Genomic DNA, 24,570 nt, shown 5'->3' with positions numbered 1-24,570 from the left:
CACCCGCACAGCAGCCCCAGGCAAACGACCCCGGCCAGCCCCGCCCGCAAAGACATCATCAGGTCTGCCTACCAGAGATCCAGGCCGCCACATGTCGGTACGCAAGACCCCGCGGACTGCGCTACAGTAATCAGGCCCGCTCAAACGGGCACCGGGACGTGGCGCAGTTTGGCAGCGCACTTGACTGGGGGTCAAGGGGTCGTGGGTTCAAATCCCGCCGTCCCGACACAGAAACACCAGCTCAGAGGCCGTTTCCTCCACTCGGAGGACCGGCCTCTTGATCGTTTGTTAGCCGTTCGTTAGTGAACTCGGCCGCCTTTCGCGGCACTCCCCCGGTTCACACGGGACCAGGAAGACCGGCATCCGCCCGCTCCGGCCCACCGGATGTTCATACGTCCGGAGCACGGCCGACGACCTCCCCCGTGGCCGGGTTGCGCGAGGGGAAGGTTCGTTCCCCCTCCGTCAACCGGCCGTCGATGAGCAAGCGCATCCTGCCTCCTCGAATCTTGGAAAAGATTCTCCGATCTGAGAATCCCAAATTCATCCCGACCTCGCCGACGAGCGCTCCGACACGCCCCGAGACAGGCGCCTCGCTACGTGGCGCACACGGTCCGCCACCCTCGACGCCTTCCGCATGCCCCACCACGAGAGTATGATTCTCAAATCTGGAAAGTAGATTCTTGGCAGGTCGGGTGGCCATGCACACCTCGCTCGCCCCAGTCCGCCCCAAGACGTGCCCAGGAGGAAGGTCATGCAGGTACACGTCGACGGGACCGCTGCCAGGGACACACGCTCTGCGCCATGCTCGCGCCGGAGGCGTTCGAGCTCGACGAGATCGACGGCCATTCCTCACCCGTGAGCGAGGAGGTCGCGGCTGATCAGGAGGCTCAGGTGCGTGAGGCGGTCCGCTCGTGTCCGGAACGCGCGATCAGCATCTTCTGACCTACCGGCTTCTGACCGTCTGCCCCCGAGAGGACCGCCGTGAGCGTGGACGACGAGGATCGCAAGAGCAACCGATACCACTTCGACCGGCACACCCCCGAGTACCGCGAGCAGTTCGAGACCGTCACCCAGGAGATGCAGCGACAGTGCCCGGTCGCTTGGTCGGACACGTACGGCGGACACTGGGTCGCCGCCGGCGCGCAGCACGTCTTCGAGATCGCCCGGTCCTCCGAACTGCTGTCCAACGAGCACGACGTGAACGGCAGCCTCGGCCACGGGTACAAGGGCATCACCATCCCCGCCCCCGAGCCTCCGCCGCCCGTCTGCGGCGGCTTCCTGGAGATGGACCCGCCCAAGCAGCGGCACTACCGGCAGACGCTCAACCCTTACCTGTCCCCCGCCGCGGTGAACCGCTGGATACCGGTCATCGACGAGGTGGTGCGCGCCTCGCTGGACGAAAGACCGGCATTTCGGCTTCGGCCTTGGCATCCACCGCTGCATCGGGTCGAACCTGGCCCGCACGGTGTTCAAGCGCATGGTCGTCCAGGTTCTGGACCGGATGCCCGACTACCGCTGCGACCCCGCGAGCACCGTCCACTGCCAGACGATCGGCGTCATCCAGGGCATGCGGAAGCTGCCGGCCGCCTTCGCCCCGGGTCCCCGCCTCGGTCCCGGGCTGGCGGAGACCCTGGACGAGGTGCAGCGGGTCATCGAGGAGCAACGCCTGGCCGAGCCGGTGACCAAGACGGGGTCCGAAGTGAAGATCGCACGCTGAGCAAGGAGATGATGTGGCCGAAGAATCAGGGCGACCGCTGCCCCTGGTGACCGAGCAGAACGCGTTCTTCTGGACGTCGGGGGCGGGCGGGCGGCTGCGAATCCAGGAATGCGCGTCCTGCACCGCACTGATCCACCCACCGCAGCCGATCTGCCGGTACTGCCGCGGACGGGTCCTGGCGCCACGAGAGGTGTCCGGATACGCCACCCTGATCGGGTTCACGGTGAACCACCGCTTCAGCGTGCCCGGGCTCGAGGCGCCCTACATCGTCGCGCAGGTGGCCTTGGAGGAGGACCCGCGCGTCCGCCTCACCACCAACGCGGTCGGATGCGATCCCGGCGACCTCCACCTGGGCATGCGCATGGAGGTGATGTTCCAGCCGGACGGGGACGTGTGGCTGCCGCTGTTCCGCCCGGCGGCGGCTCAGCCCGCCGAACCGGCATCGATCACCTCGGACGAGATCGAGCCCGACCAGTTCCACAGGCACGTCCGGCCGATGGCCACCAAGGACAAATTCGAGGACCGCGTCGCACTCACCGGTACTGGCATGTCCCGGATCGGGCGCCGTCTGATGCTTCCCCCGCTGGAGTTGACGGTCCAGGCATGCCAGGAGGCGGTCGCCGACGCAGGACTGGCGATGGACGACATCGACGGCCTGGCGACCTGGCCGGGCGCAGGCCCGGTCACCGGGTTCGGCGAGGGCGGCGTCACTGCCGTCGAGAGCGCCCTGGGCCTGCGCCCGACCTGGTACAACGGCGGCGGCGAGACCTTCGGCCCGGGTGGCTCGGTCATCGCCGCGATGCTCGCCGTCGCCGGCGGCCTGGCTCGGCATGTGCTGTGCTTCCGCACGATCTGGGAGTCCACCTACGGCGAACTGGTCAAGCAGGGGAAGATCGTGCCGCCGGGCGGCCGGACGGCCAGCTGGATGGCGCCGTTCGGGGCCGTCTCCGCAGCGCACACGCTGGCTCAGAACGCGCAGCGCTACATGCACCTCTACGGCGCCACACGGGAAACACTGGGCTGGATCGCGCTCAACCAGCGGGCCAACGCCGCGGACAACCCCACCGCGATCTACCGGGCCCCGATGACGATGGACGACTACCTCACGGCCCGGACGATCACGTCGCCGTTCGGACTCTACGACTGCGACGTCCCCTGTGACGCCGCCGTGGCCGTGATCGTCTCCGCCAAGGACGCCGCCCGCGACCTGGCCAAGCCCCCTGTCTACGTCGAGGCGGTCGGCACGCAGCAGATCGAGCGGCTGGAGTGGGACCAGAGCACCCTCACCCACGAGCCCCAGGTGCTCGGGCAGTCGGCACACCTGTGGTCGCGTACCTCGCTGCGCCCGCGGGACGTGGACGTGGCCGAGCTCTACGACGGCTTCACCTTCAACTGCCTGTCGTGGCTCGAGGGCCTCGGCTTCTGCGGGATCGGCGAGGCCAAGGACTTCCTGGACGGCGGCGAGAACATCGCCCGCGACGGACTGCTGCCGCTGAACACGCATGGCGGGCAGCTGTCGCATGGCCGCACCCACGGCATGGGCCTGATCCACGAGGCGATCGTGCAACTGCGAGGCGAGGGCGGCGACCGGCAGGTCCCGGGCGTCCAGGTCGGCATCGTCAGCACAGGCGGCCTCGCGACCAGCGGTGCCCTCCTGCTCAGGAACGCGGAGTGACGGGCACAGGCGCCGCCAATGACTCCTAACAGGATCAGATATGGCATTCTCAAATTTCGGAAAGCGCGTTATCATCACATGAGGGAGGCCGCTGGTGCGACGCGCGGGACATGCGATCGACGGCGTCACGTATCGGATGGGCGGCCACATGACCGCGCCGTATGGGCCCGGCGGACAACCCGGTGAACGTCTTCAATCAGCCGCGATCCCCGAGTCGGGGTCGCGTTCTTCGACACGGTCGTCGAGCCCGCAGTCTGAAAGGGACCAACACTGACATGACCGCGCAGCGCACCGCGATCGTCACCGGCGGCGGCTCGGGAATCGGCCGGGCCATCTCGCTCCGCCTCGCCGCAGACGGATTCGCCACCGCCGTCTTGGACCTCAACGCCGAGGCCGCAGAGAAAGTCGCCGCAGAGGTATGCGGCAAGGGCTACCGCGCGGAGCCGCTCGGCGGCGTGGACGTCTCGGACCGGGACCAGGTGAACGCGGCGGTCCAGCGGGTCCGCGAGTCGCTGGGCCCGGTGGCCGTGCTGGTCAACAACGCCGGCCTGACCGGGTTCAAGAAGTTCCTCCACATCACCGACGACGCCTGGAACAAGATGCTGGCCGTGAACCTCAGCGGCCCCTTCTACTGCACCCAAGCGGTCGTGCCCGACATGATCGAGGCCCGCTGGGGCCGGATCGTCAATATCTCCTCCTCCAGCACCCACTCGGGGCAGCAGTACATGACCCACTACGTGGCCTCCAAGGCGGGGCTGGTCGGCTTGACCAAGTCCCTGGCACTGGAGTTCGGGCCGGACGGCATCACGGTGAACACGATCCCGCCGGGCTTCGTCGACACCCCGATGCTGCGCAGATCCGAGCGAAAGGGCCTGCTCGGCGGCTCCATCGACCACCACGCCGAACTCACCCCGGTGCGGCGCGCGGGGCGGCCCGAGGACATCGCGGCGGCCTGCGCGTTCCTGGTCTCGGACGAGGCCGGCTACATCACCGGCCAGGTCCTCGCCGTCAACGGCGGCCGTAACACCTGAAGCGCGCCAGAAGCCTTGATCTTGCGTCTGAGATCGACGCTACCACCACGTTCTGATCAGATGATCAAAGGAGGCTGCCCGGTGAAGGACTTCGAGACGCTCGACTTCTTCCGCGGCGACGAGGCCGTCGAGGACCCCTATCCGTATTACGAGGCCCTGCGCCGGCGATGCCCCGTCCAGCGGGAACCGCATCACGGCGTGCTCATGATCACCGGCTACGACGAGTCGGTCCAGATCTACAACGACGTGGACGCCTTCTCCTCGTGCGTGTCGGTGACCGGCCCGTTCCCCGGCTTTCCCGTCCCGCTGGAGGGCGACGACGTCAGCGACCTGATCGAGGAGCACCGCGACAAGCTGCCGTTCAGCGACCAGATCCCGACGATGGACCCGCCGCTGCACACCGCGCACCGCTCGCTGACGATGCGGCTGATCACCCCGCGCCGGCTGAAGGAGAACGAAGAGCTGATGTGGCAACTCGCCGACGGCCTCCTGGAGGAGTTCCTGGACGGCGCCGAGGGCGAGGTCATCAACGGGTTCGCCAACCCCTTCACCGTCCTGGTCATCGCCGACCTGCTGGGAATGCCCGAGGAGGACCGGAAGGAGTTCGCCGAGGAGATCCGGGCCGGCAGGCAGGCGGGCGGCGGCATCGGCGGTACCGAGAAGGAGATGGCGCACTCCCCGCTGGAGTTTCTGTACGGCCGGTTCACCACCTACATCGAGGACCGCCGCCGCGAACCCCGTGACGACGTCCTGACCGGCCTGGCCGCCGCCGCCTTCCCGGACGGCTCGCTGCCCGAGGTCGGCGACGTGGTACGGGTCGCCGCCAACGTGTTCGCCGCGGGCCAGGAGACAACGGTCCGGCTGCTCGGCAGCGCGTTCAAGCTGATCGGCGAGGACGCGGAGCTGCAGGCGCTGCTGCGCGCCGAGCCCGACCGCATCCCGGGCTTCATCGAGGAGACCCTCCGCTCCGAGAGCCCGATCAAGGGCGACTTCCGGCTGGCCAAGAAGACCACCGAGGTGGGCGGGGTGCAGATCCCGGCCGGCACCACGGTGATGCTGCTGAACGCCGCCGCCAACCGCGACCCGCGGCACTTCGAGAACCCGGCGGTCTTCGACGCCGCCCGCAAGAACGCGCGGCACCACATCGCGTTCGGGCGCGGGCCGCACACCTGCCCGGGCGCGCCGCTGGCCCGCGCCGAGGCCCGGGTGGCGATCGAGGGGCTGCTCCACCGCACCACCGACATCCGGATCTCCGAGCGGGCGCACGGACCGGCGGACGCCCGCCGCTACAGCTACCTGCCGACCTACATCCTGCGGGGCCTGACCCACCTGAACCTGGAGTTCACCCTGTGAAAGCCACCATCGACGAGGACCGCTGCCGAGGGCACGGGATCTGCTGCACCCTGTGCCCGGAGGTGTTCGCCCTGAACGACGATGGCTATACCGTCGTGCTGACCCCTGAGGTTCCGGCCGAATTCGAGGACGCCGTCCGCACCGCGATCACCCAGTGCCCGGAAAGGGCCATCGCCGCGGACTGACCGCAACGGATCGGGGACCTCCCGGAGAAGACCCGGCCCCGGGAGGTCCCGATCACGCCTTCCCTAGTGAGCGGGCCGACACGGTCAACCGGAACATCTCGGTGGCCTCGCAGATCTCGGTCGGGCAGGCCGCCGCTCCCAGCGCCTCCGTCTTGAAAGCGCGCGCGGCGACACTGAGCCGGTGCGCCACCGGCGGTGAGACCCCGGGATCCAGCTCCTCCGGCCACGGGTCGCCCCAGAACCTGACCTCGGCCTTCCCCTCTTCCAGGGCCCGGAGGACCCTGTCCTGCACCTGCCCGTGGGCGGAGAACAGGTCCGCGCCGACGGCGATGGCGTGCGGCCTCGGGCCGCGGATGGGCAGGGCCAGCGCGGTCTCCAGATCGATCGCGCACGTGCCGAGGATTCGCAGCGGCCGGGTGTCGCCGCCGCCGGCGGTGAGCACGAGGACCTCCCAGCCGGCCATGGCACGGTCGAACAGCCACCCCCCGGCGCAGCGCACCACCTCCGCCGGGCTGCTGGTGACAACGACCAGCCGGGGCTTCATCCGTCGCCGGGGGGCGGAGCGAACTGCCGGGAGAGCGATGCGGTGTACTCCTGGAACACCTCGTCCAGCGGGATCGAAGGGTCGAGCAGCCATGATGTCTCTATCCCATTGAGGAAGGCGACGATCTCCGTCGCCTTGATGGCCGGGTCCAGGTCGAGGCGGTAGCGGCCGGCCCGCTGGCCGGCGCGGATGTCCTCGGCGAGGGTGTCGACCGCGGTCCGGTATCGGCTGAGGAACCGCTCGTGCAGCGGAGCGCCCGGGTCGAGGTTCTCCATCAGCAGGACGGCGAACATGCCCACCAGATCGGGCGTCTGGTGGAAACGGTCGGTGAGGCTGTTCAGGTGCTGGATCGGGCCGCCGGGGCGATTGAGCCGGGCCTCGTCGCGCTCGTCGCGGACGTCGAGCGCGGCGTGCAGGAGCGCTTCCTTGGACTCGAAATGGTGCAGCAGCCCCGCCGAACTGACCCCCGCGTCCCGGGCGATCTGCGCGAGCGTGATGCCGCGGAAGCCGTGCAGTCGCAGCAGCCGTTGGGCGGCGGTCAGAATGCGCTGCCTGCGCTCCTCCCCCTTCGCCAGAAGGGTGGCATAGGGCCGTTGATCAGTCACGTGACCTCATCCCAAAACCTGCTTAACGTACGGTAGGTTTTCAGCGCGACTGTGACAAGGGTCACATAGAACTGGAACTGTGGATGCGCATCCGCGGCAACCTTCGGAGGATCACGGTGCCGGGACCTCGATGACCGTCGCGGAGCCCATCCCGCCGCCCGCGCACATTGCGGCGACACCGATGCCCCCGCCGCGGCGGCGCATCTCGTGCACGAGGGTCACCAGCATCCGGGCGCCGGTCGCGGCGACGGGGTGACCGAGCGAGCAGCCGCTGCCGTTCACGTTCACCTTGCCGGGGTCGATGCCCAGCAGTTCCACGGTGGCCACGCACATCGCGGCGAACGCCTCGTTGATCTCGAACAGGTCGACATCACCGAGTTGGACGCCCGCACGCTCCAGCGCCTTCGGGATCGCCTTCACCGGGGCCAGCCCGGTTTCGGCCGGGTCGACGCCCACCGACGCCCACGACCGCACGATCGCCAGGGCGGGCAGGCCCTCCCGCTCGGCCAGCCGGTCGGCGGCGACGACGACCGCGGCCGCGGCATCGTTGCCTCCGCAGGCGTTGCCGGCGGTGATGCTGAAGCCCTCGATCTCCGGGTGCAGGGGCTTGAGCGCGGCCAGCTTCTCCATGCTGGTGTCGCGGCGCGGATGCTCGTCCACCTCGAAGAGCCCGTACGGGGTCTCGATCGGGACGATCTCCTCGCGGAAGCGGCCCTCGTCGATGGCGCGGATCGCGTTGCGGTGCGAACGCAGCGCCCAGCCGTCCATCGCCTCGCGGCTCACCCCCGCCTTGACCGCCGCATTCCAGCCCACGGTGATGGACATGTCCATGTTGGGGGCGCCGGGACTGTCCGGATGCGTGGGCGGGAACCAGTCGGTCCACTCTCCTTCCACCCGCAGGCGCGAACGGGGCGCGGTGGAGGACGCCTGCACTCCTCCGGCGATGACCAACCGGTCCATGCCCGCCCGGACGCTCGCGGCGGCGCCCTGGACGGCGGCCTGGCCGGCTGCGCAGTGCCGGTTCTGGGCAAGGCCGGCGACATGGGACAAACCCGCGGTCAAGGCCGCGTGCCGGGCCACCACGCCGCCGCCGTAGAGACCCTCGCCCAGAATCACGTCGTCGACCAGGTCGGCGGGAAGGCCGTCCGCCGCGGCCCTGACGATGTGGTCGGCCAAGTCATAAGCGGTGGTGTCGCGCAGCGTCCCCTTGAAGGCAGTGCCGATCGGGGTGCGCAGGGCGGAAACGATCACGGCTTCGGGCATCGGCGGTCTCCTCTTCCAGGATCATGAAGACGGATCTGAGAATGATATTCTCTCAATCGAAGAGTATCGCTCGCAAGGGAGGATGCGGCTCCGCCGCCCGCGTCCTGTCCCCGCTTGGCGTGCGTCGTCAGCATCGCCCGGGGCACATTTCTCACCCCTGCCTACGGCCGGGCGGCGGACAAGCCGGAGGCGCACTGGGGCCCGCAGGTCCCGCATCCCGAGCGCATGGGCCGCTCCGCCGAATACGCCTCTCTCGTCCAGCACATCTGCGAGAACGACTACCTCAACGGCGAAGTGATCCGGCTCGACGGCGCGCTGCGGTTTCCGCCCAGGCGAGCGGGGGCGGGGAACGCTCCCGCGGTCGTCCGTTCGCCGGGAACGAGTGACGTCACAGGCCGCCGTGCTCCCCCAAGGAGGGCGGCGGCCCGTAACGGGGCTCATATCCGGTCACCCGGATCGGACTGCCGACCAGCCGGTGGTCCCCGGCCCTCACGACCATGCCCGGGGTCGCGTCCAGGGCCTCCGGCAGCGTCCGCACCGCTGCGGCGGGAATGCCGAAGTGGCGCAGGCGCGACTCCCAGCCGGCCGCGGTGTCGGTGGCCAGCGCCTCGGCCACGGCGGCCGTCACCTCCGCGCGCCGCTCCGCTCGCTCGGCCATCGTCGCGAACCCCTCGATCCCGGCTTCGGCCGCGAAGGACTTCCAGAACCCGTCGTGGGTGATGAACAGCGCCAGGTATCCGCCGGCCGTCGGGAACAGCTGGGCCGGAACGTAGTACGAGTGCGCGCCGAAGGGCAGCCGCTTCGGGTGCGTCCCTTCGTTGAGGTAGGCGGACGCACGGTAGTTGAGCTGGGACAGCAGCACGTCCCGCAGCGACACCTCCACCTGCCCGCCGCGGCCGGAGACGATCTGGGCGAGCAGGCCGAGCGCGGCGGCCAGCCCGGCGGAGTTGTCGGCCGAGGAGTAGCCGGGCAGGGTCGGCGGGCCGTCCGGGTCGCCGGTGAGCGCGGCGACCCCGGTGGCGGCCTGCACCACGTAGTCGAAGGCCGGCTCGTCCCCCTCGGCCAGCCCGAACCCGGTGAGGGCGACGCACACGATGCTCTCGTTCCAGCGGCGCAGGGAATCGTAGGTGAGCCCGAGCCGGTGGATCGCCGATGGTTTGAGGTTGACCAGCAGCGCGTGCGCGTCCGCGACCAGCTCACCGAGGCGTTCCTGGCCGCCCTGCGAGGTCAGATCGAGGACGATGCTGCGCTTGCTGCGGTTGATGCTGGCGAAGTAGGCGTCGCCGACCTGCCGGGACAGATCCCCGGCGGGCGGTTCTATCTTGGTGACCTCGGCGCCGAGGTCGGCCAGCAGCATCGTGGCATAGGGACCGGCGAGGATGTGGCCGACCTCCAGCACGCGGATACCGGTCAGCGGCCCGTCCGTCATCGCAGCTCCGCGGCGAGAGCGGCGATCATCTCCCGGGTGCGGCGCTTGGAGGCGATCAGCTCGTCCCGTCCCTCGCCGATGGGCAGCAGCCGCACCGACAGGTCGGTGACCCCCGCCTCCTCGAACCGGCGGAACCGGGCGAGGATCGCCTTCTCGTCCCCGGCCGCGCACAGGTCACCGACGTCCTCGGCGTCGCCGTGGTCCAGGAGCCGCTGGTAGTTCGGGGAGATCTCCGCCTCGCCCAGGATCCGGTTGGCCCGCTCACGCGCCGCCTGCACCTCGTCCGGCCTGCACAGGCAGACGGGGATGCCCGCGATGATGCGCGGGGCGGAGCGGCCCGCGGCGCCGGCCGCCGCGGTGATGCGCGGGGCGACGTGCTCGGCGACCGCGCGCTCGTCGGCCATCCAGAGCACGGTCCCGTCCGCCCGCTCCCCCGCGATCCTGAGCATCACCGGCCCGAGCGCGGCGACCAGCACGGGCAGCGGCGCCACCGGGCCGAGCCCCAGCGGGTTGTGGACGGTGAACGAGTCGTTCTCCACGTCCACCGGGCCGGGGCCGTTCATCGCCGCGTGCAGGACGTCCAGGTAGTCGCGGGTGTAGGCGGCGGGCCTCTCGTAGGGCAGGCCGAGCATGTCCCGGACGATCCAGTGGTGCGACGGGCCGACGCCCAGCGCCAGCCGCCCGCCCGTCGCGGCCTGGACCGAGAGCGCCTGCCGCGCGAGGGCGACCGGATGCTGGGTCTGCAGCGGGACGACCGCGGTGCCCAGCTCGATCCGGGACGTTCGCGTCCCCATCAGCGCGACGGCGGTCAGCGCGTCGAAGTCCGTCGGGATCTGCGGGATCCACGCGGTGTCCATCCCGGCGGACTCCGCCCACTCGATGTCGTCCATCATGCGGGCGGCCTTCTTGGACGTGTCGCCGCGTTCCGGGCCGATCATCACGCCTATCCGCATCACGCGCCTCCTTCCGCGGGAGCGGCGGTCAGCGCGTGGACCTCCGCTATCAGCTGTTCCAGGGGCGTGCCGGTCGGGAAGACCGCGGCGGCGCCCGCGTCCTTGAGCCGGGGCACGTCGCCCGCCGGGATGGTCCCGCCGACGACCACGGTGATGTCGGACGCGTCGGCGGCGCGCAGGGCCTCGATGGTGCGGCGGGTCAGGGCCAGGTGCGCGCCGGACAGGATGCTGAGGCCGACGACCGCGACGTCCTCCTGGACGGCGATCGCCACGACGTCCTCCACGCGCTGGCGGATACCGGTGAAGATGACCTCGTAACCAGCGTCGCGCAGCGCACGGGCGACGACTTTGGCGCCGCGGTCATGGCCGTCCAGGCCGGGCTTGGCGATCAGAATCCGGGGATGCGCCGGAGGCGCACCGGGGGGCGTGGGGGGTCGTCCCCCCTCGAAAGGCACTGCGGGCATCAGAACACCACCGGTTGCTGGAACTCGCCCCAGACCGCCTTGAGCGCGGCGACCATCTCACCGACGGTGCAGTAGGCGCCCGAGCAGTCGATCAGGGGGCCCATGAGGTTGTCGGTCCCTTCGGCCGCTTTCGAGAGGGCGGCCAGGGCGTGGCGGACGGCGGCGGGGTCGCGCTCGGCCTTCACCCTGGACAGCCGTTTGAGCTGGCGGTCGCGGCCCTCGGCGTCCAGCTCGTAGGTCGCCAGTTCCGGGGCCGGTTCGTCCGCCGTGAAGCGGTTGACGCCGACGACCGGGCGGGTGCCGTCCTCGACATCGCGGTGGAGCCGGTACGCCTCGTCCGCGATGAGGCCCTGCAGGTAGCCGTCCTCGATCGCGCGGACCATGCCGCCGCGCCGGTCCAGGTCGTCCATGATCTCGACGATGCGGGCCTCGGTGGCGTCGGTGAGGGCCTCGACGAAGTAGGAGCCGCCGAGCGGGTCCGCGACGCGGGCGACGCCGGTCTCGTGAGCGAGGATCTGCTGCGTGCGCAGCGCGAGCGTCGCCGACTCCTCGCTGGGCAGCGCGAACGGCTCGTCCCAGGCGGCGGTGAACATCGACTGGACACCGCCCAGCACCGACGCCATCGCCTCGTAGGCGACCCGCACGATGTTGTTGTGCGCCTGCGGCGCGTAGAGGGAGGCGCCGCCCGCGACGCAGCCGAACCGGAACATCGACGCCTTGTCGGTGGTCGCCCCGTACCGCTCCCGGACGATCGTCGCCCAGCGCCGCCGGCCAGCCCGGTACTTGGCGATCTCCTCGAAGAAGTCGCCGTGCGTGTAGAAGAAGAACGAGATCTGCGGCGCGAACCGGTCGATGGTCATCCGGCCGCGCTCCAGCACGGTGTCGCAGTAGGTCACCCCGTCGGCGAGGGTGAAGGCCATCTCCTGGACGGCGGTGGCCCCCGCGTCCCGGAAGTGCGCCCCGGCCACCGAGATCGCGTTGAACTTCGGGACCTCGGCCGCGCAGAACTCGATCGTGTCGGCGATCAGCCGCAGCGACGGCTCCGGAGGCCAGATCCACGTCCCGCGCGAGGCGTACTCCTTCAGGATGTCGTTCTGGATCGTCCCGGTGAGCTTCGCCCGCGGGACTCCCCTCTTCTCGGCCGCCGCCACGTAGAACGCCAGCAGGATCGCGGCCGTCCCGTTGATGGTGAAGCTGGTGCTGATCCGGTCGAGCGGGATCCCGTCGAAGAGCACCTCCGCATCGGCGAGCGTGTCGATCGCGACGCCCACCCGGCCGACCTCGTCGATCACCTCCGGGTCATCGGAGTCGTACCCGCACTGGGTCGGCAGGTCCAGCGCCACCGACAGCCCGGTGCCGCCCTGCTCCAGCAGGTAGCGGTAGCGCCGGTTGGACTCCTCGGCGGTGCCGAACCCCGAGTACTGGCGGAACGTCCACAGACGTCCTCGGTAGCCGGAGGCGTAGTTTCCCCGCGTGAACGGGAACGTCCCCGGCTCGGGTGGATCGGCCCGCGTGTCCGCCGGCCCGTAGACCGGCCGCAGCGGGATCCCCGACGAGGTGTGGTCGAAGTCAGTCATGGAAGTGGTCCCGCATCCCCTCGGCGGCGACCGGCCGGGAGATCGGCTCGTACAGGTGGTCGTCCGCGTCGAACAGCGGATACGGCAGCTCACATGGTGACATCAGAATCTCCTTCACCCTTATCGAGAATCTTATTCTCATCTTGCGGGCATCGCAATGCCTCTCCGGAGCAGGCACCGCCTCCAGCCCGCGCGACGGCGAGCCACCGAGCGTCTCCCCGCCCCCAACCCCGGTCTCGTACCGCCCGGCCACGCACACCGGGACGGCGCGGACAGGCATGGCAGGCACGAGGAGGCTCCGATCGCGGCACGGAGTCCGGGTAGAGAATTGGACTCTCATACGCGGAGAAGCTAAATTTCAGCCATGGCGCAAGACCATGGCTTCCATCCGGTCCGGATCAAGCTGGTCATCCAGGAGACGGCGGACACGCGCACGTTCGTGCTCGACGCCCCGTTCTCCTACCGGGCCGGGCAGTTCCTGACGATCAAGATCTGCGGGACGCTGCGCAGCTACTCCATGTCCAGCTCCCCCGCCACCGACGCCGACCTGATGACGACGGTGAAGCGGGTCCCGGGCGGGCTGGTGTCCAACTGGATGCACGACAATCTGGAGCCCGGCGACGTCATCGAGACGACCCGTCCCGCCGGGGCCTTCTGCCTGCGCGAGACCTCGGCCCCGCTCGTGGCCTTGTGCGGCGGAAGCGGAATCACTCCGATCCTGTCCCTGGTCAAGACCGCGCTGGCCGCCACGGAGCGTCCGGTCCGGATACTGGCGGCCAACCGGGATGCCTCCTCGATCATCTTCGCGGCCAGGCTGGCCGAGCTCGCCGAGCGCCATCCCGGACGCCTGGAGGTCCGCCACCACCTGGACGACGTGGACGGCCTGGTCACCGAGCCCGTGATCCGTGAGTTCACCGGAGGCGACACGAACGCCGACTTCTACCTCTGCGGCCCGCAGCCCTTCATGGACCTGTGCGAGAGCGCCCTGCTCGCCCTCGGCGCCGACCGCGGGCGGATCTTCATCGAGCGCTTCACACCTCCGGCGGAGGAGCCGTCCGGCGACGAGCGGGAGGGCACGGTCACCATCGTGCTGAACGGCAGGCAGGAGACCGTCGCGCAACGGGACGGCGAGACCGTCCTGCAGAGCGCCCGCCGGGCCGGCCTGTCGCCGCCGTTCTCCTGCGAGTCCGGTCACTGCGCGACCTGCATGGCGCGGGTCACCGAAGGCGAGGTCAAGATGCGCGTCAACGATGCGTTGGAGGACGACGAGGTCGCCGAGGGCTGGGTCCTGACCTGCCAAGGAGAACCGGCCGGCCCGCACGTCACCGTCGTCTACGAGGACTGAGCCATGGTGGATCTGGAACTGGACGAGGGCCTGGCGGTCATCACCATCGACCGTCCGCAGGCCCGCAACGCGATCGCCCCGGCCACCATGGACGGGCTGGACAAGGCCCTGGACGAGGCGGCGAGCTCGCGGGCGCTGGTCATCAGGGGCGCGGGCGACAAGGCGTTCGTCTCCGGCGGCGACCTGAAGGAACTGGCCGCGATCCGCACCGAGGACGAGGCGGTGGCCATGGCCATGCGGATGCGCGGCATCTGCGACCGGCTCGCCGGCTTCCCCGGCCCGGTGATCGCCGCGCTGAACGGCCATGCGCTGGGGGGCGGCGCCGAGGTCGCGGTGGCCGCCGACATCCGGGTGGCGGCCGACGACATCAAGATCGGGTTCAACCAGTCCCGGCTGGCGATCATGCCCGCCTGGGGTGGCGCGGAGCGGCTGGCGGCGCTGGTGGGCCGGGGTCGGGCGCTGCTGCTGGCGGGCACCGGCCGGACTCTGGACGCCGCGCAGGCGCACAGCCTCGGGCTGGTGGACGAGGTGCTCCCCCGGGAGGCGTTCGAGACGGGCTGGCGGGAGCTGGCCCGGTCATTGGCGGCCCGGTCGGCGCAGGAGATCAAGCATGTCACCTCCGGCGCCGTCCCCGCGCAGGAGGCCGCACGGGCTTTCGCCCGGCTCTGGGTGGCGGACGAGCACTGGGAAGCGGCGGAAAGGGTGATGGCTCGTGGCCGGTGAGACATGGACGGAAGAGAGCCCGGTGGGCCCGCTCGTCCAGCCGACCGTGTCCACCGGGACGGTGGTGCTGTACCTGCACGGCGACCGATACCCGCACTGCGGTCCTGACTCGGTCCTGGATCTGGCCGGGCGCCTCGCCCGGCGGGCGGGAGCCAGGGTGGTGTGCGCGCGTTACCGACCGGTGTTCCCGGACGCGCTGAACGACGTCCACTCCGCCTACGAGTACTGCCGGAAGCTGGGTCCGGTGGCGGTGGTGGGCGAACGGCTGGGCGCGGGGCTGGCGGTCGCGCTGCTGGTTCGGCTGCGCGACTCGGCGGCGGAGATGCCGTGGTGCGCGGCCCTGCACTCGGCTCTGCTCGACATGACCCTGCAGGCGCAGAGCCTCCAGCTCAACGCGTCCGCCGAGCCGTCGTTCGACCTCACCGAGCTGCGGCGGTACGTGGCGCGGTACACCGCCGGGACGGCGCCGACCGAACCGCTGGTGAGCCCGCTCTTCGCCAACCTGCACGGGCTACCGCCCATCCAGCTGCGCGTGGCGGGCACCGATCCCCTGCTGGACGACTCGCTGGCGTTCACGGCCCGCGCGGCGCGTTCCGGTGTCGCGGTGGAACTGGGGGTGCATCCCGACGCGGACGGGCTGCGCCGTGACGCCCTCGAAGCGACGGCGAACTTCGTCCGGACGCCACGGACGCGCCGTCCTTGCTCGCCCCTGCGTCGAACCTGACCGGGATGATCGGAGGACGCCCCTTGCTCCGCCGTTCGGGCGGCTCCTCACTAGGCTGCGGCGGCGGCCGCGCGAGCACGGCAGCGCCGGCGGCGGCGAGCCGGCCGCCGGTGCGCGGTGCCGCGGCGGTCATCGACGGACGTCCCTGTCGAGCAGGCGCTCGGCGAGCTGGGCGATGTCGTAGGACTGCCGGGCCATCCAGAAACGCAGGAACCCGGTCAGCGAGTAGCGCAGGAACAGCGCGGACCCGCAGACGGCCGCGGTGACGCCGCCGAGGCCGAGCGTGATGGCGTCCCGCTGCAGCAGCGGGTCGCGAGTGCCGTGCGCGAGGAGGTAGGCCGCCACGGCGAGCGCCGCGCCGGCCACCATCAGCACCGCGCCGAGGCGCAGCCACAGCGCGGACCGGCCCGCCGCCGGGTCGGGGATCTTCAGCTCCGCCAGCTCCCGGACGAAACGGTCCGCACGCGTCTCCTCCCTCCGAGCCTCGTCGGGGGCGCTGTCGCTGCGACCCGGCTCGGTCGATGCGGTCTCGGTCGAACTCATAGGGGACTCCCCAGGTAGAGGGCGGACAGTTCGGCGCGCAGCGAGTCGTCCGGGCGGCCTTGGCGTTCGATCCGGCCGCGCACCAGCACGGCCGCCTCGTCGGCGATCCCGAGCACGGCGGAGGCGAACTGCTCGACGACCAGCACGGCGACCCCCTGCCGGGCGATCTCGGCGACGTGTTCGTACAACTGGCCGACGACCAGCGGTGCCAGGCCCATCGACAGCTCGTCGAGCAGGAGCACGGCGGGGTCGGTGGCCAGTCCCCGGGCGAGGGCGAGCATCTGCTGCTCCCCGCCGGACAGGGTCCCGGCCGTCTGCGAGGCACGCATGGCGAGAACGGGGAAGCGCGCGAAGGCGATCTCCTCGATCTCCTCGCGGGACCGGCCGGTGAAGGTCATCATCAGCAGGTTGTCGCGGACCGACAGGTTCGGGAACACGCCGCGCCCCTCGGGGATCAGGCAGACGCCCGCGCGGGCCAGGTCGCGCGGGTCGGCCCCGGTCATGTCGCGTCCGCCGAGCAGCAGCCGTCCCGACTCGGCCGGATGGACGCCTGCGGCGACCCGCAGCGTGGTCGTCTTGCCGGCCCCGTTGGGGCCGAGCAGCGCCGTCACCCGGCCCGCGGCGACGCCCAGGCTCACCCCGTGCAGGACGGTGATCCGCTCGTGGGCGGCCTGCACGTCACGCAGTTCGAGCAGCGGGCTCAAGATTCCCCCAGGTAGGCGGCGAGGACCGTCTCGTCGCGCCGGACCGCCTCGGGCGGCCCGGCCGCGATGATCTTCCCGAGGTCGAGCACGTGCAGGTGGTCGCACACGCGCATGACCAGGCCCATGTCGTGCTCCACGAGGACGACGGCGGTCCCGTCGGCGGCCAGCGACCGCAGCAGCGCCGCGAACCGCTCGGTCTCCTCGGCGTCCTGCCCGGCCGCGGGTTCGTCGAGGAGCAGCAGTTTCGGCCGCACGGCCAGCGCACGCCCCACCTCGACCAGGCGGGCGACGCCGGTGGGCACCGCGTCGGCCAGGTCGTCCGCGACGCCGGCCAGCCCGAGCCTGTCGATGATCTCGCTGACGGTGCGGGCCGCGTGCCGCCGCTCGGGTCCCAGCTCGGCGGCGACGAGCAGGTTGTCGCGGACGCTCAGCCGGCCGAACAGCTCCAGCCGCTGGAACGTCCGGGCGAGCCCGCGCCGGGCCCGCCGCGCGGGCCCCAGGCGGGTGACGTCCCGGCCGTCGAGCAGAACCCGCCCGGACGAGGGACGGCGCAACCCGGACACGACGTCGAACAGCGTGCTCTTGCCCGCTCCGTTCGGTCCGATCAGGCCGGTGACGCGCCCGCGTTCGGCGGCGAAGCCGACCCCGTCCAGGGCGACGTTCCCGCCGAAGCAGACCGTCGCCCCCTCAACCTTGAGCGATGCCACGGGCCAGCACCTCCCCGTCCTCAGCGCGCCAGGGCCGCCGGACGCCCCACCACTCGACCGGTACATCCGGCTCGACCGGGGGATCTCGCCGCACCTTGGCGTAACTCCGCAGCGCGAGCGCCGCGGTCAGGACGCCGGCCAGGAGCACCCAGCCGCCGACGACGTCCCCGGTCCGCAGCAGCCAGGCCAGCGCGAGGACGCACAGCAGGACGGACAGGACCCCCCGCTCCCGGGCGACCGGTTCCCACTCGCGCCTGATCCTGGCCACGATGCCGTCGGGGCTGTGGCCGAGCGCGATGCCGGCCAGGGCGGGCAGCGTCGCCACGACGTTGTGCGTCCAGGACGCCAGGCCGACCAGGATGCTCGGCCCGGCGAGCCCGATCCCGGTGAACAGCCCGGTTCCCACGGCGCCGAGGCCGCCGACCACCGCGATCAGGAAGAGCGGCAGCCCGGCCACGAGATTGAACTGCTCGGCCGTGACCGTGCGGAGCTGGATGCCGTAGAGCGCGCCGCCGAGCCCGGCGATCCCGGCCGCCAGCGCGAAGACCGCCACCTTGGCGACCAGCAGGTTGCCGCCGAGCGTCGCGTAGGCGGCCTCGCTGTCGCGCAACGCGATCAGCCTCCGCCCGAATCGGCCGCGGCGCAGTGCCGCCACCCCGAGCGAGACGAGGGCGAGGCAGACCGCCGAGAAGACGATCAGCTCACGCTCGCCGTCCAGCCGGATTCCGAACAGCGACGGGCCGACCATCTCCAGCGACCCCTGCTCGAACAGCGCGATCCGCACCCCGAGCACCTCGAAGGAGGGCAGGGTGAACAGCCACCGGTCGAGGACGACCGCGAAGGCCGCCGTGCCCAGCGCCAGGTACACCCCCGACAGGCGCAGCGCCGGCACCGCGATCAGCGCCCCCGCCACCGCGGCGACCAGGACCGCGGCCACCAGGGCCCACGGCTGCCCGTCCGCGCCGAGATGCGCCCAGACGATCGCGCCGATCCCCGCCATGCTGAGCTGGCACAGCGAGATCTGGCCCGCGTAGCCGGTCAGCGGGACGTAGGACAGCGCGACGATGCCGAGCGGCAGCAGCGGCCCGAGGGTGATGAGGTCCTCGCCGTTCAGGGCGGTCGCCAGCACCGCCCCGAACACCACGACCGCCCCGGCGAACACCAGTGCCCCGCGCATCGACGGCAGCGGCACCCGCGCCAGGCGCCGGTCCCGTCCGCGCAGCCGGCGGTGCGGGAACAGCAGCAGCGCCACGAGGAGCAGCAGCGCGGGCGCTGCCAGCCGCAGCCCCGGCAGGTAGTCGTTCTGCGGCAGGTAGCCGGTCAGGTAGCTCTCCATGCAGCCGACGACGACCGCGCCCAGGAAGGTCAGCGGCAGGCTCCGCAGCCGCCCGAAGATGGCCGCGGTGTAGGCGCTGACGATCAGCAGCGAGAGCTGCTGGGCGTCCAGCGCGATCGCCGGCGCGATGAGGATGCCGCCGACCGCCGCGAGCTGGGTGCCGAGGATCCAGGCGACCCGGTTGGCGCGTACCGGGTCGGCCCCTGTGAGCCCGGCCAGCGCCCGGTCGTCGACGGTCGCCCGCATCTCCGCGCCGGTGCGGGTCCGGTTCAGCAGTGCCCAGAGGCCCACCGCGACCGCGACGGCGACCACCATGGTGAGGGCCTGATGCCAGGTGACCGTGACCGGCCCCGCCCGGAACGGCGTCCGGTCGGCGAAGAACAGCGGCAGCGGCCTGGGCTCGTTGGGATCCCAGACCCACCGGGCGACCGCGATGAGGCCGCTCAGCAGCGCCACCATCATCACCATCCGCTCCGCCTCGCCCAGGTGCTGGATGGGACGCAGCAGGAACCGCTCGACGAGGAGCCCGAAGGCGGGGGCGAGCACCAGCAGGACCGCGGCCAGGGCGACCGGGACCGGCACGCCCCAGCCGACGGTCAGCTGCCAGTAGGTGAAGGCCGCCAGCATGCCCGCGGCACCGTGGGCGAAGTTGAACACGCCCGTGGTGACGTAGGTCAGTACCAGCCCGCTGCTGATGACCGCGTAGATCGCGGCCGTGCTGAGGCCGACCACCCCGAAGGCGAGGAACTGCTCCATTACTTGACGTCGCTCATGCTCTTACCGACGTCGGCGAGGGTCATCGGCTTCCCGTAGTCGCCGGTGTACTCGTACGTGGGCGCGCCGCAGCGGTAGGCGCCCTTGTCGGGCTTGAAGTCGGCGGGCCTCCAGCCGTCCGGGGTGGCCTGCACGACGTTGAAGCAGTCCAGCGGGACGTCCTTCCTGGACAGGTCGATCGGGGCCTGGAGGCCGCCCCCGGTCCACGCCTTCTCCTTGCGCGCCGCCTCGTAGACGCACTTGCGGGTCAGGTCGTCCCCGCAGGTTCCGGCCGCCTTGGCGAACAGCAGCCACGCCGACAGGCTGTGCAGTCCGTTGAGGGTGAGGTCCGCCTCGGGGGCGTACTTCTCGAACAGGTCCTTGGCCCGCTGGGTCGCGGGATTGCTCGACGCGGCCTCCAGGGGATGGATGCCGCCGAGGTCGGCGAGGTTGTTCTGGAACTTCGCGGCCGGGCCGAGCAGCTGGATGAACGCGGGCTGGTAGGCGTTGCTGTTCGCGTCGATCCAGTCGAGCTTGTAGCCGCTGTTCGTGAGGGCCTGCTCGAAGGTGGCCAGGCTTCGGAAGTCCCCGTACCAGACGAGTCCCTTGACGCCCTTGCTCTTGACGGCCTGGGCGTAGGGCGTCCAGTCCGAGACGCCCTGGGTCGGGTAAAGGTCGCTGTAGACCATGTTCGCGCCCATCGCCTTGAACGATTCCTGGGCCTGGCCGCTGAGGACCTTGGTGACGGGAGAGTCGCCCGCGATGATGCTGACGGATCCCCTGGACCCGGGGTAGGCGTCCTTGACCAGCCATTCCCAGTAGCCCTGGTACGGGTTGTAGGAGGAGCCGCCCGTCAGGTTGAGCTGCAGGTCGGAGCCGTTGCTCGCGGTCATGCTCTGCTGCGCCGGGAAGTCCGGGAGCAGGCAGGAGAGCCGCTCCTTGACGCCCATGCCGTCGAGCCCGGCGCTGCCGCCGACGAGCGCGAAGTCCTCCTTGCAGGATTCGAGCATCCGCTGCCGGACCTCCATGAACTTGGCGTCCCGGATGTTGGGAACGAGCTTGCGGCCCTTGATGCCGCCCAGCTCGTTGCACCAGGACGTGAACACCTTCGCGGTGTTCACCAATTCGGGGTTCTTGGTAAAGCCCACATCGCTGAAGACGCCGACTTTGATCTCGTCCTTGGTGACGCCCTGGGCGGGCGACTTCGCCGGATTCCCCGGCCCGCAGACGTCCGTCAGGTCACCGAAGTCGGCCGATACGGCCTGCTTCTGGGCGCCTTCCCCGGACGTCTCCTCGCCGCCGGTGCCACTGCGGCCGCAGCCGGCGGCCAGCATGGCGACCGCCGCAAGGGCGGCGACCGTCCTCAACGGTTTCACGGGTCTCCTCCTCGGTGGTGTCCCCCGAGCACTGGCGGAACAGGTGATCGACGACCTCCTGATCACCTGTTCTTGCTGTGAGGAAAGTAGCCTCTCATTTTCGGAGAATCAAGGTTCCGCAGGACAGGCATCGGACGTTTGACGCCAGGGTCGGGCTGTGAGAATCTAAGAATCAGATTTGAGAATCAGATTCTCACACGATGGGGGAGCCCATGCGCCTGCCGCCGCTGCCGGAAGACCAGTGGGGCCCGACGGAGCGCGACGCACTGGCGGTCATGCTGCCGGAGGACCGCCTCGACCCGCGCGGCGCCGGCAACGCGCTGGCCACCCTCGTGCGTCACCCGCGCCTGACGCGGAAGTTCCTTCCCTTCAGCGCGCACCTGCTGATGCGCTCGACGCTGCCGGCGCGGCTGCGCGAGCTGGCGATCCTGCGGGTCGCGCGGTTGCGCGACTGCGCCTACGAGTGGGCGGAGCACCTGAAGATCGCCGCACAGGCCGGCTTGTCCGAGGACGAGATAGAGGCCGCCGGGCGCGGCGAGGCCGACGACGCGCTGGAGGCCGCGGTCCTCGCCGCCGTCGACGAGCTGCACCGCGAATCGACGGTCTCCGACCGGACGTGGGCCGCGCTAGGCGAGCACCTCAGCGAGCGGCAGCTCATGGACCTCGTGTTCACGGTCGGCACCTACAGCCTGCTGGCGATGGCCTTCAACACCTTCGGCGTCGAACCCGACAAGGAGAGGTAGATCCCCGTGCCGCACTTCGCGAAGCCCGACGCCGGGAGCTGGACCGAGCACTATCCCGAGCTCGGTACGGATCCCGTCGACTACACCGACTCGATCGACCCCGCCCACTACGAGGCCGAGCGCGAGGCCATCTTCAAGCGGACCTGGCTGAACGTCGGCCGGGTCGAGCGGTTGCCCCGGGTAGGCAGCTACTTCACCAAGGAACTCGCCGTCGCCGACACCTCGGTGGTCGTCGTCCGGAGCGAGGACAAGCAGATCCGCGCCTTCCACAACATGTGCCGCCACCGCGGCAACAAGCTGGTGTGGAACGACTACCCCGGCGAAGAGGTCAAGGGCACCTGCCGCCAGTTCACCTGCAAGTATCACGCCTGGCGCTACAACCTGAAGGGCGAGCTGACCTTCATCCAGCAGGAGGAGGAGTTCTTCGGCGTCGACAAGGGCGACTACGGCCTCAAGCAGGTGCGTTGCGAAACCTGGGAGGGATTCGTCTTCGTCAATCTCGACCCGGACGCGCAGCCGCTGGCCGACTATCTCGGCAAGCTGTCCAAGGGCCTGGAGGGTTACCCCTTCCACGAGATGACCGAGGTCTACACCTACAAGGCCGAGATCGGCAGCAACTGGAAGCTGTTCATCGACGCGTTCGCCGAGTTCTACCACGCGCCCGTCCTGCACCAGAAACAGGCCGTCGAGGGCGAGGCGACCAAGCTGATCAAGGTCGGTTTCGAGGCGCTGCACTACCAGCTGGAGGGCCCGCACTCGATGATCTCGTCGTGGGGCGGCATGGCACCGCCGAAGGACCCGGGCATGGTCAAGCCCATCGAGCGCGCGCTGCGCAGCGGCCTGTTCGGCCCTTGGGACCGTCCTGACATCGAAGGGCTCGACCCGCTCCCTCCGGGCCTCAACCCCGCCGGCCACCACGCATGGGGAACCGACTCGTTCGTCTTCTTCCCGAACTTCATGCTGCTCGTGTGGGCACCCGGCTGGTACCTCACGTACCACTACTGGCCGACCGCAGTGGACCGGCACATCTTCGAGTCCAGCTTGTACTTCGTCCCGCCGCAAGGCGCCCGCCAGCGACTGGCCCAAGAACTCGCGGCGGTGACGTTCAAGGAGTACGCGCTCCAGGACGGCAACACCTTGGAGGCCACTCAGAGCATGCTCAAGAGCCGCGCCGTGACCGAGTTCCCCCTCAACGACCAGGAGATCCTCCTACGCAACCTGCACAAGGTCGCGAGTGACCACGTCAAGGAGTACCACGATGCCGCTTCCCGCTGACTTCGCCGACCTCGAGCCATACGCGGACTGGGCGCTCGCGACCGAACCCGAGCGGTACGCCAAGCGCCTGGACAGCTCGATGGAGGAGATGCAGGCCTTCTACGAGGCCGCCTTCGGGCGGCTGGAGGACGCGATCACCTACATCGACACCTTCCCGTGGAACGCGCTCCCAGAGGACGCGTGCACGCTGCTTCACCTCATGCAGTCGCTGGTCATGGTGTCGTTTCCGGTCGAGGTGTGGAAGCAGGCCCGCGTCCCCGACAGCGGTGCGGCCTACCTGGACCTTGTCGTGGAGCCCGTGGTCAGATGCTGACGCTCAAGGCCGCCGGGCTGTTCGACCCCGACGCGGGCGAGGTCGTCCGGCCGGGGGTCCTGCGGGTGGAGGAGGACAGGATCGCCGGTGTCGGCGGCCCCCCGCGCGGCGACGTCCTGGACCTCGGGGATTCGGTCCTGCTTCCAGGACTGATGGACATGGAGGTCAACCTCCTCATGGGCGGGCGCGGCGAGCACGCCACGCGCTCGCCCGTCCAGGACGACCCGCCGCTGCGGATGCTGCGCGCGGTCGGAAACGCCCGGCGCACGCTGCGGGCGGGCTTCACCACCGTCCGGAACCTGGGGCTCTTCGTGAAGACCGGCGGCTACCTGCTGGACGTCGCGCTCGCCAAGGCCATCGACGCCGGCTGGATCGACGGCCCCCGGATCGTGCCGGCCGGACACGCCATCACCCCGACCGGCGGGCACCTCGACCCGACGATGTTCGCGGCGTTCGCGCCCGGCGTCATGGAGCTGTCGGTGGAGGAGGGCATCGCCAACGGCGTCGACGAGATCCGCAAAGCCGTCCGGTACCAGATCAAGCACGGCGCGCAGCTGATCAAGGTCTGCTGCTCGGGCGGTGTCATGTCGCACACCGGCCTGCCCGGCGCGCAGCACTACTCCGACGAGGAACTCCGCGCGATCGTGGACGAGGCGCACCGGCGCGGCCTGCGGGTCGCGGCGCACACCCACGGAGCGGACGCCGTCCGGGCTGCCGTCGAGGCGGGGATCGACTGCATCGAGCACGGTTTCCTCATCGACGACGACGCGATCCAGATGATGGTCGAGAACGGGACGTTCCTCGTCCCCACCACGTACCTGACCGACGGAATGGACGTCTCCAAGGCCGCGCCCGAGCTGCGCGCCAAGGCGGCCGAGATGTTCCCGCGCGCCCGTACTTCGGTGCTGGCCGCCTACAAGGCCGGAGTGAAGATCGCTGTCGGAACCGATGCCCCGGCCATCCCGCACGGCAAGAACGCGAGCGAGCTGGTCGCGCTCGTGGAACGCGGAATGAGCCCGCTCGCGGTGCTGCGGGCCGCGACCGTGACGGCGGCCGAGCTGATCGGCGTCACCGACCGCGGACGGCTCGCCGAGGGGCTGCTGGCCGATGTCATCGCCGTCCCCGGCGACCCGTTGCAGGACATCACCCTCACGCAGGACGTGCGGTTCGTGATGAAAGGCGGGAAGGTCTTCGCCCAGTGATCCCGGCAGCACGGCATTCTCGCCATGAAC

25 protein-coding genes and 1 tRNA gene are annotated in these 24,570 nt (G+C 70.4%); 14 read left to right on the top strand and 12 right to left on the bottom strand.

The genetic code is table 11. The features are described from left to right. The first annotated feature begins 152 nt into the window (after positions 1-152). From E1200_RS01170 to E1200_RS01135, 7 genes are all read left to right on the top strand, one after another. Positions 153-226, top strand: a tRNA-Pro gene (locus E1200_RS01170). Between the two features lie 371 nt (positions 227-597). Beyond that, positions 598-942, top strand: a complete 345-nt coding sequence (locus E1200_RS35125; RefSeq protein WP_279483387.1) for a ferredoxin — start codon at positions 598-600, stop codon at positions 940-942. Between the two features lie 535 nt (positions 943-1,477). Next, entirely contained in the window at positions 1,478-1,717 is a 240-nt protein-coding gene (locus E1200_RS34270) for a hypothetical protein (protein ID WP_207933018.1), read from the top strand. A 13-nt stretch (positions 1,718-1,730) separates the two neighbouring features. Continuing rightward, positions 1,731-3,392 (top strand): OB-fold domain-containing protein, encoded by a 1,662-nt coding sequence (locus E1200_RS01150; protein ID WP_131949857.1) that lies wholly within the window; start codon positions 1,731-1,733, stop codon positions 3,390-3,392. A 275-nt stretch (positions 3,393-3,667) separates the two neighbouring features. After that, positions 3,668-4,423, top strand: a complete 756-nt coding sequence (gene fabG, locus E1200_RS01145) for a 3-oxoacyl-ACP reductase FabG (RefSeq protein ID WP_131949856.1) — start codon at positions 3,668-3,670, stop codon at positions 4,421-4,423. 81 nt (positions 4,424-4,504) lie between these two features. Further along, the gene (locus tag E1200_RS01140; protein WP_207933016.1) at positions 4,505-5,776 is read left to right on the top strand and encodes a cytochrome P450; all 1,272 of its coding nucleotides are present in this window, start codon (positions 4,505-4,507) and stop codon (positions 5,774-5,776) included. Further along, positions 5,773-5,961 (top strand): ferredoxin, encoded by a 189-nt coding sequence (locus E1200_RS01135; protein WP_131949854.1) that lies wholly within the window; start codon positions 5,773-5,775, stop codon positions 5,959-5,961. Before E1200_RS01140 ends, E1200_RS01135 begins: the two co-directional genes overlap by 4 nt. A 52-nt stretch (positions 5,962-6,013) precedes the next feature. On the opposite strand, the gene E1200_RS01130 is transcribed toward E1200_RS01135, so the two are convergent. From E1200_RS01130 to E1200_RS01095, 7 genes are all read right to left on the bottom strand, one after another. Beyond that, a complete protein-coding gene (locus E1200_RS01130) occupies positions 6,014-6,505 on the bottom strand; it encodes a hypothetical protein (protein WP_131949853.1) in 492 nt (163 codons plus the stop codon). Next, entirely contained in the window at positions 6,502-7,110 is a 609-nt protein-coding gene (locus E1200_RS01125) for a TetR/AcrR family transcriptional regulator (protein ID WP_131949852.1), read from the bottom strand. The genes E1200_RS01130 and E1200_RS01125 overlap by 4 nt, the downstream gene beginning before the upstream one ends. Positions 7,111-7,221: 111 nt before the next feature. Next, a complete protein-coding gene (locus tag E1200_RS01120; protein WP_131949851.1) occupies positions 7,222-8,373 on the bottom strand; it encodes a thiolase family protein in 1,152 nt (383 codons plus the stop codon). Positions 8,374-8,761: 388 nt separating this feature from the next. Continuing rightward, a complete protein-coding gene (locus E1200_RS01110; protein WP_131949850.1) occupies positions 8,762-9,802 on the bottom strand; it encodes a CoA transferase in 1,041 nt (346 codons plus the stop codon). Beyond that, complete coding sequence (locus E1200_RS01105) at positions 9,799-10,755, bottom strand: TIGR03564 family F420-dependent LLM class oxidoreductase (RefSeq protein ID WP_131949849.1); 957 nt, start codon at positions 10,753-10,755, stop codon at positions 9,799-9,801. Before E1200_RS01105 ends, E1200_RS01110 begins: the two co-directional genes overlap by 4 nt. Then, complete coding sequence (locus tag E1200_RS01100) at positions 10,755-11,219, bottom strand: cobalamin B12-binding domain-containing protein (RefSeq protein WP_131949848.1); 465 nt, start codon at positions 11,217-11,219, stop codon at positions 10,755-10,757. Before E1200_RS01100 ends, E1200_RS01105 begins: the two co-directional genes overlap by 1 nt. Then, on the bottom strand, positions 11,219-12,796 hold the full coding sequence (locus E1200_RS01095; RefSeq protein WP_131949847.1) for a methylmalonyl-CoA mutase family protein: 1,578 nt from the start codon (positions 12,794-12,796) through the stop codon (positions 11,219-11,221). Before E1200_RS01095 ends, E1200_RS01100 begins: the two co-directional genes overlap by 1 nt. Before the next feature lie 364 nt (positions 12,797-13,160). On the opposite strand from E1200_RS01095, the gene E1200_RS01090 reads away from it, so the two are divergent. Genes E1200_RS01090 through E1200_RS01080 form a run of 3 tightly spaced genes read left to right on the top strand, consistent with a single transcriptional unit; the run spans position 13,161 to position 15,588 of the window. Continuing rightward, positions 13,161-14,141 carry a ferredoxin--NADP reductase gene (locus E1200_RS01090; protein WP_131949846.1) on the top strand — a complete coding sequence of 327 codons (981 nt, stop codon included), beginning with the start codon at positions 13,161-13,163 and terminating at the stop codon, positions 14,139-14,141. Positions 14,142-14,144: 3 nt separating this feature from the next. Next, positions 14,145-14,864, top strand: coding sequence for an enoyl-CoA hydratase/isomerase family protein (locus tag E1200_RS01085; protein ID WP_131949845.1), 720 nt, complete (start codon positions 14,145-14,147; stop codon positions 14,862-14,864). Next, the gene (locus tag E1200_RS01080) at positions 14,854-15,588 is read left to right on the top strand and encodes an alpha/beta hydrolase fold domain-containing protein (RefSeq protein ID WP_131949844.1); all 735 of its coding nucleotides are present in this window, start codon (positions 14,854-14,856) and stop codon (positions 15,586-15,588) included. Before E1200_RS01085 ends, E1200_RS01080 begins: the two co-directional genes overlap by 11 nt. A 129-nt stretch (positions 15,589-15,717) precedes the next feature. Here the strand turns inward: E1200_RS01080 and E1200_RS01075 are convergent, their stop codons facing one another. From E1200_RS01075 to E1200_RS01055, 5 genes are read right to left on the bottom strand one after another with little or no spacing between them, the layout of a single operon-like run. Beyond that, a complete protein-coding gene (locus tag E1200_RS01075) occupies positions 15,718-16,131 on the bottom strand; it encodes a hypothetical protein (protein ID WP_207933014.1) in 414 nt (137 codons plus the stop codon). Next, the gene (locus E1200_RS01070; protein ID WP_131949843.1) at positions 16,128-16,835 is read right to left on the bottom strand and encodes an ABC transporter ATP-binding protein; all 708 of its coding nucleotides are present in this window, start codon (positions 16,833-16,835) and stop codon (positions 16,128-16,130) included. Before E1200_RS01070 ends, E1200_RS01075 begins: the two co-directional genes overlap by 4 nt. Continuing rightward, positions 16,832-17,542 (bottom strand): ABC transporter ATP-binding protein, encoded by a 711-nt coding sequence (locus E1200_RS01065; protein ID WP_131949842.1) that lies wholly within the window; start codon positions 17,540-17,542, stop codon positions 16,832-16,834. The genes E1200_RS01070 and E1200_RS01065 overlap by 4 nt, the downstream gene beginning before the upstream one ends. Beyond that, entirely contained in the window at positions 17,523-19,634 is a 2,112-nt protein-coding gene (locus E1200_RS01060) for an ABC transporter permease (protein ID WP_131949841.1), read from the bottom strand. The genes E1200_RS01065 and E1200_RS01060 overlap by 20 nt, the downstream gene beginning before the upstream one ends. Then, positions 19,634-21,007 (bottom strand): ABC transporter substrate-binding protein, encoded by a 1,374-nt coding sequence (locus tag E1200_RS01055; RefSeq protein ID WP_207933011.1) that lies wholly within the window; start codon positions 21,005-21,007, stop codon positions 19,634-19,636. Before E1200_RS01055 ends, E1200_RS01060 begins: the two co-directional genes overlap by 1 nt. Positions 21,008-21,207: 200 nt before the next feature. On the opposite strand from E1200_RS01055, the gene E1200_RS01050 reads away from it, so the two are divergent. From E1200_RS01050 to E1200_RS01035, 4 genes are read left to right on the top strand one after another with little or no spacing between them, the layout of a single operon-like run. Beyond that, positions 21,208-21,750 carry a carboxymuconolactone decarboxylase family protein gene (locus tag E1200_RS01050; protein WP_207933009.1) on the top strand — a complete coding sequence of 181 codons (543 nt, stop codon included), beginning with the start codon at positions 21,208-21,210 and terminating at the stop codon, positions 21,748-21,750. A 6-nt stretch (positions 21,751-21,756) separates the two neighbouring features. After that, the gene (locus tag E1200_RS01045) at positions 21,757-23,025 is read left to right on the top strand and encodes an aromatic ring-hydroxylating dioxygenase subunit alpha (RefSeq protein WP_131949840.1); all 1,269 of its coding nucleotides are present in this window, start codon (positions 21,757-21,759) and stop codon (positions 23,023-23,025) included. Further along, positions 23,009-23,338: a hypothetical protein gene (locus E1200_RS01040; protein ID WP_131949839.1), complete on the top strand. Its 330-nt coding sequence runs from the start codon at positions 23,009-23,011 to the stop codon at positions 23,336-23,338. The genes E1200_RS01045 and E1200_RS01040 overlap by 17 nt, the downstream gene beginning before the upstream one ends. Further along, on the top strand, positions 23,332-24,540 hold the full coding sequence (locus E1200_RS01035) for an amidohydrolase family protein (protein WP_131949838.1): 1,209 nt from the start codon (positions 23,332-23,334) through the stop codon (positions 24,538-24,540). The genes E1200_RS01040 and E1200_RS01035 overlap by 7 nt, the downstream gene beginning before the upstream one ends. Positions 24,541-24,570 lie beyond the last annotated feature (30 nt).

Origin of the sequence: Actinomadura sp. GC306, from assembly GCF_004348665.1 — a bacterium.
Taxonomy (GTDB): domain Bacteria; phylum Actinomycetota; class Actinomycetes; order Streptosporangiales; family Streptosporangiaceae; genus Spirillospora.
Note: the sequence above shows the minus strand (reverse complement) of the source record. Positions and strands in the feature narration are given on the sequence as shown.